Source organism: Mucilaginibacter sp. PAMC 26640, from assembly GCA_001596135.1.
Taxonomy (GTDB): Bacteria; Bacteroidota; Bacteroidia; order Sphingobacteriales; family Sphingobacteriaceae; genus Mucilaginibacter.
Map to the genome: position 1 here is coordinate 1,587,722 of CP014773.1, position 13,670 is coordinate 1,601,391.

Below are 13,670 nucleotides of genomic sequence, written 5' to 3' on the forward strand. Positions count from 1 at the left end.
TTTTTGCGCCTCTTGTTGTTTTTTTGCTTTTTTATTAAGAACTTACTTTTGATTAACTTAATAGATATATCGCATGAAGAAAATTCTACTCTCATTCCTGCTGTTATTTGCTTGTTTTACCTTGGCTTTCAGTCAAAGTAATGTTATTACAGGTACAGTAACAGATCAGAAGGATGGATCAGCGTTACCGGGGGTAACCGTATCCGTTAAAGGATCACCAGCCATTGGCACCCAAACTAATATTAATGGTAAATACAGTTTGTCTGTACCTGCAGGGGCGGTGCTCGTGTTTAAATTTATCGGCTACAAGGAGCTGGCATTAAGTGCAAATGGCGGCGTAGTAAACGCCAGTTTAGTAACCGATTCGAAGCAGCTAAATGAAGTTGTAGTAGTGGGTTATGGAACACAAAAGCGGCAGGATATTACGGGCTCTATCGCTTCTATCTCTGCAAAGGAAATTGAAAATACCCCGGTTACCTCGCTGGAGCAAGCTATCCAGGGAAAATCTGCAGGGGTTTTTATTCAATCTGATAACGGTAAACTTGGTCAGGGTATTTCCATAAAGATCCGCGGCGCCTCATCAGTTTCTGCAGGTACGCAGCCATTGTATATATTAGATGGTATTCCTATCACAACTGATAACCAGTCTTCCTCCGGCGCTCCAACCAATCCTATTGCCGATATCAACTTTAACGATGTAGAATCTATCCAGATCCTAAAGGATGCATCAGCGTCTGCCATCTATGGTGCCCGTGCATCTAATGGCGTTGTGGTAATCACTACCAAAAAAGGTAAAGCCGGCGCGGTTAAAATCAACTTCAATTCTCAGTTTGGTAATAGTAAACCTTCACGTCACCGCCAGTTTTTAAATTCAACACAATTTGTTCAGTTGGAACAACGTGCGGGTGTTGGTGCCGCAACCCAGGATTTTAACCAGGGCTTTTACGACACCATAGATAATGCGGTAGCGGATTATAAATCCTTTGTTGACGGAACCCTTACCACTTTATCAGCCGGAACAGATGATTGGCAAACCGGTAAGATCAATACTAACTGGGAGAATCTTGCTTACCAAAATGCTCCTCAACAGCAATATGATCTAAACGTATCTGGCGGTAATGATAAAACTACCTATTATATAGGCGGGCAATACCTGAATCAGGATGGTATCTTATTTGGTAATAGCTTTAAACGGTACTCCGGTCGTTTAAATCTGGATAGTAAAATTGATAAGAATCTTACCATTGGTATGAACTTGAGCTTTGGTAACACCATTAATAATCGTGTTTCTAATGATAACGCTTTCAGCACGCCCTTGCAGATTGTTGCGCTTTCGCCAATAACACCATCTATCGATCCGCGTTCCGGATTAATCAGCGGTAGTTTGCCGGGCGAGGCAGAGGATTTCCCTCTATATTACAATCCTTTACTCAGCAGGGATAATGCTTTTTATAAGGCCACAGTGTTCCGTACAATTGGTAACGTATATGCCAACTGGGATATCTTCAAGGGTTTTACTTTCCGGTCTGAATTCGGTATGGATCAGTTGAACCAGGCCGAAGACAGCTACTACGGTCGTCTTACTTTCAGAAACACTGGTACTAATGCGGGTTTTGGAGAAAATACGACCACCCAGGTATTAAATTTTAACACCAATAACTACTTTTCGTACAAAACCGTTTTCGGAAGCAGTACATTGGATGCTACCTTAGGTACCAGCTATCAAAACTCACGTACAGTGGGTAACGATATCCAAGGGCAAACCTTTCCGTCTGATGCTTACAAAAAATTAAATGCAGCAGCCGTAAAAACAGCGGGTACTTCATTTGATAATGGTTTCCGTTTCCTATCTTACTTTTTAAGAGCCAATTATGCATTTAAAGGCAAATACCTTTTATCGGGTAGTGCCAGGATAGACGGATCATCCCGTTTTGGACCTAACAACCGTTATGGTTTCTTTCCGTCTGGATCTGCAGGCTGGATCTTATCTCAGGAGGATTTCCTGAAAGACAGTAAATTTGTAAGTAATTTGAAATTAAGAGTTAGTTACGGTTTAACAGGTAATGCGCAAATTGGCAATTACTCGTCATTAGGCTTATTTGCCCCGGCTAATTATAATGGTGCAGCCGGCCAAAGATTTACCCAGATTTTAAACCCGGATTTAAAATGGGAAAACACTGCTCAATTTGATATCGGTACTGACTTTGGCTTTTTCAACAACAGATTATCAGGTAGTTTTGACTATTACAGAAAAAATACCCGCGATCTTTTGCTTGACGTAAACTTGCCAGGTACTTTAGGTATAGCCATACAAACTCAAAACCTTGGCAAACTATACAATACTGGGTTGGAACTTGAGCTATCAGGCGATATACTGGTTGGTAAATTTAAGTGGACGTCCAGCATCAATGCTGCCTACAACAAGAACGTTGTAACGTTTATAAACAACCAGGTATTGGGCACCAATGATTTGAACCGCGTGATTGAAGGACAGCCTATCGGTGTGTTTTATGGCCGTGAGTATGCCGGTGTTGACCCTGCAAATGGAGATGCACTTTATTATGTAAATACCAAAGATGCAAGCGGAAATCTGGACAGGACAAAAACTAACGATTATAATTCAGCGCAAAACGTAGTATTAGGTAACCCAACACCTAAATATACAGGCGGCTGGACAAACACCTTTTCTTATGGTGGTGTAGACCTGTCGGTTACTATGCAAGGTGTACAAGGCAACAAGATCTATAACAGCGGTGGCCAGTACATGTCTGCAGCGGCCAGCAATGGCTTTGATAACCAAACCGTAGATCAGCTTAATTATTGGAATAAGCCTGGCGACATTACCGACGTGCCGGAACCACGTTTATTTTACGGAAATGGCGTTAATCCATCAAGCAGGTTCCTTTCAAATGGTTCTTATATCCGTATGAAGACAGTTGCGCTGGGTTATACGCTGCCAAAATCAGTGGTTAATAAGGTGAAACTTCAACGTGTAAGAGTATTTATGAATGCATATAACCTGTTTTTGATAACCAAATACAAAGGATGGGATCCGGAAGTAAATTCCGATTACCAGTCGGGCAATATCAATTTGGGTGTTGATTTCTACTCAGCACCTCAGCCACGTACAATCACTTTTGGTTTTAACATAGGCTTATAAAATTAAAATTACGGATATGAAAAAATTAAATTATATATCTATCTCAGCCCTTGCTTTAACGCTATGCTTAACCGCATGCAACAAGGCGCTGGATCTGAAGCCTACCGGGTCTATCGATCAAACGCAGGCTATCTTAACATCAAATGATGTACAAAGCACGCTGGTGGGTACTTACAACAGGATGGGGCTTTCGGACGTTTACGGCGGTGGGGTTTTCGTTTACGAAGATCTGCTGGCTATGCAAACCGTTGTAAACTTCGCCGGTACTTTCCAGGGTCTAGCACAAATGGCGAATCAAGCCATGACAAATGATAATGGTTTCGCGGAGAATACCTGGCTTGGCGCTTACGAAGTTATCAATCAAACTAATAACGTTATTGCAAATTTAGCGAAAGCTGACGCGGATAAAGTAGACAGGATTGAAGGTGAAGCGAAATTTATGCGCGGTTTGATGTATTTTGACCTGGCGAGAATTTACGGAAAAGCCTGGAATGATGGCGACCCTTCTGTTAACCTAGCAGTGCCATTGGTATTAACGCCAACTACTGTTGTTAGCGCGGCCTCTTTGGTTCCCCGTAACACGGTAAAAGAAATATACGCACAGGCGATAAGTGATTTAAAAGTGGCAGAGACTAAATTGCCTGAAAAAAATGATTTTTACGCTAATACTTACTCCGCCTCGGCCATATTAGCCAGGTTGTATCTACAGCAAGGTGATTATACCAATGCACTTGCAGAAGCAAATAAGGTTATTGCAAGCGGCACATTTGCACTGGTTGGCAATTATGCTGATGAGTTTGGAGGAACTGCCGCACATGTATCTAATTCAACCGAAGATATTTTTGCGATCCAGGTAACCGAGCAGCAGGGCACCAACGCTTTAAATACTTACTATGCATCTTCGGGCTTTGGTGGTCGCGGTGATATAAGAGTAAAAGCGAGTTTTTTGGCGGAGTTTGAGGCGGACGATGTACGTGGTAAATTCTTTACCGGAACAACTACTATTCGTACCCGCAAGTTTAATAATCAGTATGGAAACGTCCATGTAGTGCGCCTTGCCGAAATGTACCTGATCCGTGCGGAAGCAAATATCCGGTTAGCATCTGCTGTTGGTGATACACCTGCAAATGATGTAAACCGGATTAGAAGACGCGCTGGCTTGGCTAATTTAGCAACCGTAAACTTGGACAGAGTATTGACGGAAAGAAGGCATGAGCTTTACTTTGAAGGTGGCTTTTTTCTTCATGATGCAAAGCGCCTTGCTACTGCAGGCTCCCAGATACTCGGTCCAAACTTGATTTTCCCTGTACCTCAGCGCGAAATAAACGCTAATTCGAAATTGATACAGAACGAAGGGTATTAATTATCCCTCAATAATGCAAAACCCCGGAGTTTCAATTCCGGGGTTTTTGTTTTTTTGTGGAGGGGTGAATTAATGATCAATCTCCATTTTAAAGAAAGCGAGTTGTGAAATCCTCCAACCACTACTTTAATTCACCAATAGCCATTAGCGCATAAAATAACCCCGTGCAATGCAAAGATTGGGCTATCTTGTTATCTGCTAGTAGTTGTTTTACCTCTGCAATGGTATATTCTATTACCTCTATCTGCTCATGCTCATCCAGATTTTGTTTGCCCACTTTTTTGCCGCCCCTGGCCAGGTAGCAATAGGTTTTATTACCTGCGGTTGATGGGTTAGCGTAAACAGTACTTACCAATTCCAGGCTTTGGAACTGATAACCGGTTTCTTCCATCAATTCGCGCATAACGCCTTCTTCAGGTTTTTCACCCGCTTCAATTACGCCTCCCGGAATCTCTAAAGAAACCATTCCCGCAGCGTGGCGATACTGGCGCACCATCACAATTTTATTATCCTCGGTAAGGCCAACGGCATTTGCCCAATCGGGGTACTCTAGTACGAAATATTCGTCGACAATAACGCCGTTGGGCATCTCGCATTTATCAACCCTCAGCGTGGCCCAGGGGCCTTTGTGTACATATCTGCTGGAAAGGGTTTTCCACTTAAATTCAGTCATAATTATTTTTGAAAAAACTATAGATCTTATTGCGTTTACTTAGGTTATCAAAAGATTCATAGTGATGCTCGCTTTCTAAGAGATTAAATAGGATAAGCACCTTTTTGAGTAAAAGGGCAGTGTGATCATTAATAGTGAAGGGCTCGGCAAATACATATAACATTTGACTAAGCGCGTTGAGCTTTTCGCTGCTGTATTTTGCCGTGGAAATTTTTTCCGCAAATTCATTTTCTGATAACTCGAGCAACTCCGCCAGTTCGGTTTGGTACTCATCGTGCAACACCTCGTTAAAATATTGCTGAAATTCCTCGTTACTCTCTTCGGTTTTAAGGCCCATTAGCTTTGCCAGCATCAATGCAATCTTACGGGTTTCGTTCAATATATAATCTCGCTGCATTGTGTTGAGGTTATAAGTTTGATCAAGGTATAACAGAAGCTCCCCATTTTAAAGGGGCTTAAGATTTACTGCTACCAGCTACCGCTGCTACCGCCGCCACCACTGCTACCTCCGCCAAAACCTCCCCAGCTGCTACCGCCGCCACCTCCGCCGCCAGAGAATCCTCCCCAGTCGCTGCCGCTGCTTCTGCCGCCGCCGCCCAGTAGATTACCGGCCAATAGCCACCAAAAGGGATTGGCGCCACCGCGGCCGCCAATTACACGCTTGCCGCCGCCACCACCACGGTTACGGAAGATAAGTATGAGCACGATGATAACTATTATAACTACAAACCCGATACTGCCGCCGCCTTTGCCATCACCTTTATTGGTCGCTTTTTTTTGCGCTTTGTACTCACCTTTGGTATACTTGATGATATCCGTAGTAGCCGCATCTAAGCCACCATAATAGTCCCCCTCGCGAAAGCGGGGCTTCATGTCATTTTGAATGATCTCCTGGGTAACAATGTCTGGTAATGCACCTTCCAGCCCATAGCCGGTTTGTACCGACATCTTGCGATCATCCAGCGCCACCAATACCAATACACCATTGTTTTTGTCTTTAGTACCTATTCCCCATTTACGGATAAGCCCATTACCGTACGATATGATCTCATAGTCGCCTATCGTTCTGACCAGCACCACCGCTATTTGATTGGAGGTAGAATCTTCAAAAGCCTTTAATTTTGTATCCAGCTGTTGTTTTTGAGCATCCGAAAGTGTGCCGGTGAAATCTGCCACTGGGCTATTGGTTGGTCTTGCAGGATAGTCCTGCCCAAACACAGCGTTGATGCAAAGCACCAGGCCGATAAATAATATTATTTTCTTAAACATTAGGTGAGGTTTATTGGCCATCCATAAAAGCGATATCATCCGGCAACTCATTCTGATCATCCAACAGATGAGGGAAGTATTTTTTTAACTGATCACCCGCTTTAGCAACTCCGGTGACAATTCCATCCACTAAATTTCCATATTTAAAATGGCTCATCATTTCTTCTTTTGTGCTATCCCAGAAATCAGCAGGTACAACCTGGTTAATGCCGGCATCTCCGATAATGGCAAACTTGCGGTCAACTGTTGCCAAATAGATCAAGACGCCGTTGCGGAGTTTGGTCTTGTGCATTTCCAGTTGTGTAAAATATCGTGCCGCACGATCTAGCGCCTCGTCACTGCAGGTTTTCTCAATACAAACGCGGATCTCGCCCGAGGTGTTCTTTTCGGCCTTTGCTACAGCTTTTTGGATGCGCTGCTGTTCTTCTTCAGTAAATACTGCCATCTGTTAATGAATGAATTATAGAATCAGTGATTAAGTGAACAAATTAGCGGGTTAGCAAATCTATCTGTGTTAAAAACTCAGTAATTCACTAACTCGCTAAATCACTAATTAAAACTTAACGGTTGGCGCTTTATCAGAACCAGGCTCTGCGCTAAAATAGCCTTTCTCTGCAAAGCCGAACATTTTGGCAGTGATATTGGCCGGGAATGAACGGATCTTGCTGTTGTAAGCCTGTACCGATTCGTTAAAATCTTTACGGGCGATGCCGATGCGGTTTTCTGTGCCCTCCAACTGTACTTGCAATCCTCTGAATGCATCGTTAGCCCTAAGGGTAGGGTAGTTTTCGGTAACGGAAAGCAGGCGGCCCAAAGCGGTACTCAATTGACCTTGTGCTTCCTGGTATTTCTGAATGCTTTCCGGCGTAAGTTTGCTGGCATCAACCTGTACAGACGTTGCTTTGGCTCGGGCCTCGGTAACTTCGGTTAATGTACCTTTTTCAAAATTAGCTTCGCCCTTAACAGTTGCAACCAAATTAGGGATCAGGTCGCTCCGGCGCTGATATTGTGTTTGTACTTCGCCCCATTTACCTTTTACATTTTCATCGGCTGTAACCATACCGTTATAACTGCAGGAGCTTAAAGACATGGCCCCAACCATTATTGCTATTGCGAAGAATACTTTTTTCATTTTTTGCTGTTTTTAGTTTATGGTGATGTGAATTTACAAATTAGATTACAAAAGCCATACCGATGTTACAAAACGTAACAATTACGCCATAATGGCAATATTTGCCCCCCAGCTAGTGCATTTTAATAGGGTTAACCAAGATATGCTTTTATATTTGCTTTCATCAATCTGTTTTACTGATCATACACCGCTTCGCGATAATGAAAAAATTAATAGCTGCTCTATTGCTTTTCCCGGGTATTTACGCATCTGCCCAATCTGCCAAACACGAAAATTTGGTTCAATACGTAAAGCCTATTATCGGCACACAACGCATGGGGCACACCTATCCTGGTGCCACGGTACCTTTCGGTATGGTGCAGCTGAGCCCCGAAACCGATACTGCCAGCTATGAGCTTAATGGCAAATACAACCCCGATGTTTATAAATATTGCGCAGGTTACCAGTACGATGATAAAACGATAGTGGGCTTTAGTCACACCCATTTTAGCGGTACGGGCCACTCAGATCTGGGCGACTTCCTCATTATGCCTACCGTAGGGGCCTTAAAGCTCAATCCGGGCACGGCAGATAAACCAGGCAGCGGCTACCGGTCGGCATTTTCACATGCTAACGAAGTAAGCGAGGCTAATTACTATAAAGTTAAGCTGGATGAAAGCAATATCACAGCCGAGATGACTACCAGCGCCAGAGTTGGCTTTCATCAATATACCTTCCCAAAAACCGACCAGGCGCACATTGTGCTCGATTTAATGGCCGGCATCTATAATTATAGCGATAAAACGGTTTGGACCTATGTAAAGGTATTAAACGATAGTACGCTGGTAGGGTACCGCCAAACCAATGGCTGGGCACGCACCCGCACCTTGTATTTCGCGCTGGCATTCTCTAAAAAGTTTGATCAGTATGGCTTTAAGAAATACGATAAACGCCAGGTTTACGGTGGTTTCTGGGGTAAATTCAATCAAAGCAAAAACTTTCCCGAGATAGCGGGCAAGCAGATCCGTGCTTATTTTGATTTTAAAACCATAGCGAACGAAAAGATCAAAGTAAAAATGGCGCTATCGCCGGTAAGTATGGATGGCGCAATGGCCAACATGCAGGCCGAGGTACCGGGCTGGGATTTTGACAAAGTGAAATCTGACGGGCAGGCCCTTTGGGAAACTGAGTTGGAGAAGATCACCGTGAGCAGCAGTACCGAGCGCAAGCAGGATTTTTATACGGCCATGTACCATACCATGATTAACCCTACGGTTTATATGGATGTGGATGGACAGTATAAGGGCCTCGACCAAAATATTTATAAGGCGGATGGGTTTACCAACTACACTACTTTTTCTTTGTGGGATACCTACCGCGCATTGCACCCGCTATTTAATATCATACAGCCGCAGCGCAATGCCGACATGATTAAATCCATGCTGGTGCATTACGAGCAAAGCCCGGAACACATGCTGCCGGTTTGGAGCAATAGCGGGAACGAAAACTGGTGTATGAGCGGTTACCACAGCGTATCTGTTTTGGCAGATGCCGTTGTAAAAGGCAACGCACCGTTTGATGCCAACAAGGCTTTGGATGCGGCAGTAACCACCGCCCGCCACCGGAGTTACGAAAGCATAGGTGAATATATCGATAAGGGCTACATAGCTGATGAGAAAACCGGGGTATCCGTTTCTAACACGTTGGAGTACGCTTATGACGACTGGGCCATAGCACAGATGGCCAAAAAACTGGGCAAAACAGAGATCTACACCGAATTTATTAAAAGGAGCCAGAACTGGAAGAACGTGTATGACCCATCGGTAGGGTTTATGCGCCCCAAACTGGCTAACGGAACTTTCCGTGCTAAATTTGATCCGCTGAGTACCATCAACGAAGGTTTTATAGAAGGTAACTCCTGGAACTATACCTTGTTCGCTCCGCAGGATCCGGAAGGGTTGATCAAAGTAATGGGTGGCAATAAACGTTTTGTGCGATACCTGGATTCGTTATTTACAATGAACCTGCCGGATAAATATTTTGCGGAGACGGAAGATATCACCCGCGACGGGATCATCGGCAACTACGTGCACGGTAACGAACCATCGCATCACGTAGCATACCTGTACAACTGGACCGATCAGCCCTGGAAAACGCAGGAGCGGATCCGCATGATCCTGCCACGGATGTATAAGCCTACGCCGGATGGTTTGGGTGGAAATGATGATACTGGCCAGATGAGTGCCTGGTACATCTTCAGCTCATTGGGTTTTTACCCGATTGCTCCAGGCTCGGCAGATTATGCTATCGGCAGCCCGGCAATTAATAATGCAACCATCCAGGTAGGCGGTGGCAAAACGTTCAACATCACCGTTAAAAACCAAAGTGAAAAGAATGTTTACGTGCAAAAGATCACACTAAACGGCAAGCCGCTCACCGGCTTGTCCATCAACCATGCCGATATCATGAATGGCGGCGAGATGGTATTTTTTATGAGCAATAAACACAAATAGAGTTTGTTGCTTAAAGAACAGCAGGTGGTTGATGGAGTTGGTTATCCGGCTTGATCAGCCATTTTTTTTGATGGACATTTGATGCTCATCATGCTGTATATCCTGCAAATCATTTGATTCAGACAACTTATCCAGCCAAGCAGTGGCGCTCTCTGATGGTAAGCTGGCTGAGTCTTTCTTTTAGTATAGCCCGGGCGCGGTGCAGGGTAGTGCGGGATAGCAGTTCGGTCATGCCCAATGTGCTGCCAATTTCCTGGTGCGAGTAACCTTCAATAGCATACATATTAAATACCGACCGGTAAGTTTTGGGCAACTCATCTACCATTTGCATCAGTTCGCGGGCCTCTAGTCCGTTGGCGTTGTAGCTGCTGCTTACCGGGATATTCTGCCCGGCAAAGTCATCTACCAAAACTATAGCTTTAGCTTTACGGTAACGCGAGATGGCGCTGTGTACCATGATCCGGCGGATCCAGCCTTCAAGGCTCCCTTCGCCGCGGTAGCTGTTCATGCTTTTAAACATCTTGATAAACCCTTCCTGCAGGATGTCCTGGGCCTCATCTTTATCTTTTGCGTAACGCATGCAAACAGCCAACATTTTTGGGGCTAGCATCTTGTAAAGCATTTCCTGTTGTTTCCTGTCGTTTTGTAAACAGCCTTCCCAAAGGGTGTTTAAGCGGGTATCGGTATCGGGTGTCATTGCGGTATTGTTGTGATTGGGGATATGCCAAAACTCAACCGTTTTTATATTTTATTGACTATCAGTGTAATATAATTTGATAGCAAACAGGAACTGTTCGTATTCGAACGGTGTACCGTGCTATAGCGGACAATGATCTATAAGTAGCAACTTCTTCAACCGCTGCTAATTCTCCTTGTTTGCTCCGTTTGCTTTGTGTTGCTATCATCGCCCTGCAATCCACTTAAAACTGCCGCTCAAAATATTTATCTTTGCCCTATCCGGGATAAAAACCCGGCAATCTATATGATCAAAGAAGTAGAAATTGTATGCCCTCCCGGGCAGCAGGAAGACGAAGCGGTTTTAAAAAGCCTGGCAGCAACCGCCGCCAATATTTCCCAAAAACGAATTAATAATATCAAGATCCTTAAGCGCTCGATAGATGCGCGGGGGCGGAAGGTGCTGTACCGGATGCAGGTGGCTGTTTATATAGAAGAACCATTATCGCCCGAAACCTATACCGTTCAGTATAAAAATGTAAAGGATGCCCAACGCGTAATTATTGTTGGTGCTGGCCCTGCCGGGCTGTTTGCTGCTTTGCAGTGTATAGAACAGGGCTTAAAACCCGTTATTTTAGAGCGTGGGAAAGATGTAAAACAACGCCGCCGCGACCTGGCCAACATCAACAAGCAGGGCCTGGTTAACCCCGAATCTAATTATTGCTTTGGCGAGGGTGGGGCGGGTACCTATTCTGACGGGAAGCTTTACACCCGCAGCACCAAACGCGGCGACGTTACCGGCGTGCTGAAAACCTTTGTTGCCCATGGTGCTACCGAAGATATCCTGGTGGATGCCCGCCCGCATATTGGTACCAACAAACTGCCGCAGATTATTACCGCTATGCGGGAGAGCATCCTGAATGCCGGGGGCGAAGTTTTGTTTGATACCAAAGTCACGTCCCTGGTAATAGAATTTGGTAAAATAAAGGGGGTGCAATTAGCCGATGGGGAGAAATTGCCGGCTGATGCGGTGATCCTGGCGACGGGGCATTCGGCGCATGACGTATTCCGGATGCTGCATGCACAAAACATTTTGATCGAAGCCAAACCGTTTGCCCTCGGTGTACGCATAGAACATCCCCAGGAGATCATCGACCGTGCCCAATATCATTGCGAGTCGCGTGGCCCCTACCTGCCGCCTTCTTATTATAACCTGGTAGAACAGGTAGACGACCGCGGCGTGTTTTCTTTTTGCATGTGCCCCGGTGGTATTATTGCCCCCTGCGCTACCGCTGCCGATGAAATTGTAGTGAACGGCTGGAGCCCTTCTAAACGCAACAATCCTTTTGCAAACTCGGGCACCGTGGTGCAGATTAATATGGAGGATGTAAAAGGTGATATGAACGACCCTTTCCGAATGCTGAACTTTCAGCAGCAGGCAGAGCATCTGGCCTTTAAAGCTGGCGGCGGTAACCTGGTTGCCCCGGCACAGCGTATGGTTGATTTTGTAGAAAGGCGCATCTCTGCCGATCTGCCCCTCAACTCCTACCTGCCCGGCTGTAAAAGTGTCGACTTGCTGGAAGTATTACCCGACTGGATCCACGCCCGCCTGCGCAAAGCATTGCCAGCCTTCGGCCTTAAAATGAAAGGGTATTATACCAACGAGGCTATACTGGTTGGTGTCGAGTCGCGTACGTCATCGCCTATCAAATTGCCCCGCGACCGTGATACTTACCAGCACCCGCAAGTAGCCGGTTTGTTCCCCTGTGGCGAAGGTGCCGGGTATGCAGGTGGCATTATCTCCGCTGCAATAGATGGGGTGAACTGTGCTAATGGGGTACAAAAGTATTTTGGGTAGAATCAACCTTGTTGTTGCGAGGAGTGAAGTAGGGCGAGCGCTGTGCGGCAATCTCTTACTTGCCCGGTTAGTGCCATGCCAGGAAAGGGTTACCGGGTTGCGGCGGTGCAAATCAAAAGCTCCCCCTTCAGGGGGCTGGGGGGCTTCGCCTAATATTTCTTATAAACGTTATACAACACATCCATATCACACGGTGTAAGCACCGGCGTATCATCTGCCTGCACAAAGTGGCGTTTAAAGGCGCTAATGGCAGCCGGCAGGTTGCTGGTATCATAACCAATCAGGCGCAGCGCCATTGCCGTATCAAAGTTTTCCGGAGCCGGTACCAATACAGCATCCTGCCACTGGCCGAAACCTTTTTGCGCCAGCAGCTGCCACGGAAACAATATACCCGGATCCGGCTTGCGAACCGGCGCTATGTCCTGGTGACCAATAAAGTTATTGGCGGGGATATTATAGGCCTTTTTTAGCTGTGCCAGCAGCAATAGCAGGCTTTTTACCTGCAGGGGGTTAAAAGCTTCTTTACCATTGTTATCAATCTCAATCCCTATCGAGCAGCTGTTCATATCACTAATGCTGCCCCATTTGCTGATGCCGGCATGCCAGGCACGCAGGTAATCATTCAGCATGTGTACAATGCGGCCATCTTTGCCCACCACGTAATGGGCGCTTACCTGCGGCTTTACCAGCGTAAAGGTTTTGAGCGTTTGCGCGAGCGAATCCTGCGCGGTATAGTGTATAATAACATAGTTGGGTTTGCGCAGGTTAAAGTTAACCGTACCAACCCACTCGCTGGCTACGGCTTTGCCGAGGCTATCTGCCAGTGTAAGTGTGTCCTGCTTTTGAATAACCGCTATCAGGCTGTCGGTTTGGGTGGCGTAAACTTTATTGGTGGCGGCAAAGGGTATAATCTTTTTAGCACACGAGGAAACGGCAAGGGCAGCCACAAACAGCAGCGGGTAGATGATTTTTCTCATTCAAAAACGGGTTCAGTTATAGTACAACGCAGTTGCCGGCCAAAGGTGTTATTTATTAATGATCAAACAAT

11 protein-coding genes are annotated in these 13,670 nt (G+C 45.5%); 4 read left to right on the forward strand and 7 right to left on the reverse strand.

The features are described 5' to 3' along the window. Positions 1 to 73 precede the first annotated feature (73 nt). Both A0256_06875 and A0256_06880 read left to right on the forward strand, forming a co-directional pair. Positions 74 to 3,160 carry a SusC/RagA family TonB-linked outer membrane protein gene (locus A0256_06875; protein AMR31167.1) on the forward strand — a complete coding sequence of 1,029 codons (3,087 nt, stop codon included), beginning with the start codon at positions 74 to 76 and terminating at the stop codon, positions 3,158 to 3,160. 16 nt (positions 3,161 to 3,176) lie between these two features. Continuing rightward, positions 3,177 to 4,523, forward strand: coding sequence for a hypothetical protein (locus A0256_06880; GenBank protein AMR31168.1), 1,347 nt, complete (start codon positions 3,177 to 3,179; stop codon positions 4,521 to 4,523). Positions 4,524 to 4,644: 121 nt separating this feature from the next. Here A0256_06880 and A0256_06885 read toward each other — a convergent pair whose 3' ends face one another. From A0256_06885 to A0256_06905, 5 genes are all read right to left on the reverse strand, one after another. Then, positions 4,645 to 5,196, reverse strand: a complete 552-nt coding sequence (locus A0256_06885; GenBank protein ID AMR31169.1) for a DNA mismatch repair protein MutT — start codon at positions 5,194 to 5,196, stop codon at positions 4,645 to 4,647. Beyond that, entirely contained in the window at positions 5,189 to 5,593 is a 405-nt protein-coding gene (locus tag A0256_06890; GenBank protein ID AMR31170.1) for a hypothetical protein, read from the reverse strand. Before A0256_06890 ends, A0256_06885 begins: the two co-directional genes overlap by 8 nt. Before the next feature lie 71 nt (positions 5,594 to 5,664). Beyond that, on the reverse strand, positions 5,665 to 6,465 hold the full coding sequence (locus tag A0256_06895) for a methanol dehydrogenase (GenBank protein ID AMR34456.1): 801 nt from the start codon (positions 6,463 to 6,465) through the stop codon (positions 5,665 to 5,667). 10 nt (positions 6,466 to 6,475) lie between these two features. Next, positions 6,476 to 6,910 carry a hypothetical protein gene (locus A0256_06900; protein ID AMR31171.1) on the reverse strand — a complete coding sequence of 145 codons (435 nt, stop codon included), beginning with the start codon at positions 6,908 to 6,910 and terminating at the stop codon, positions 6,476 to 6,478. 108 nt (positions 6,911 to 7,018) lie between these two features. Then, the gene (locus tag A0256_06905; GenBank protein ID AMR31172.1) at positions 7,019 to 7,597 is read right to left on the reverse strand and encodes a LemA family protein; all 579 of its coding nucleotides are present in this window, start codon (positions 7,595 to 7,597) and stop codon (positions 7,019 to 7,021) included. A gap of 200 nt (positions 7,598 to 7,797) precedes the next feature. Between A0256_06905 and A0256_06910 the strand changes: the two genes are divergently transcribed. Continuing rightward, positions 7,798 to 10,089, forward strand: a complete 2,292-nt coding sequence (locus A0256_06910; protein AMR31173.1) for a sugar hydrolase — start codon at positions 7,798 to 7,800, stop codon at positions 10,087 to 10,089. A gap of 127 nt (positions 10,090 to 10,216) precedes the next feature. Here A0256_06910 and A0256_06915 read toward each other — a convergent pair whose 3' ends face one another. After that, positions 10,217 to 10,786: an RNA polymerase subunit sigma-70 gene (locus A0256_06915; protein AMR31174.1), complete on the reverse strand. Its 570-nt coding sequence runs from the start codon at positions 10,784 to 10,786 to the stop codon at positions 10,217 to 10,219. A 285-nt stretch (positions 10,787 to 11,071) separates the two neighbouring features. On the opposite strand from A0256_06915, the gene A0256_06920 reads away from it, so the two are divergent. Further along, positions 11,072 to 12,622 (forward strand): FAD-binding protein, encoded by a 1,551-nt coding sequence (locus A0256_06920; protein AMR34457.1) that lies wholly within the window; start codon positions 11,072 to 11,074, stop codon positions 12,620 to 12,622. A 149-nt stretch (positions 12,623 to 12,771) separates the two neighbouring features. Here the strand turns inward: A0256_06920 and A0256_06925 are convergent, their stop codons facing one another. Continuing rightward, on the reverse strand, positions 12,772 to 13,599 hold the full coding sequence (locus tag A0256_06925) for an N-acetylmuramoyl-L-alanine amidase (protein AMR31175.1): 828 nt from the start codon (positions 13,597 to 13,599) through the stop codon (positions 12,772 to 12,774). Between the last annotated feature and the right edge of the window lie 71 nt (positions 13,600 to 13,670).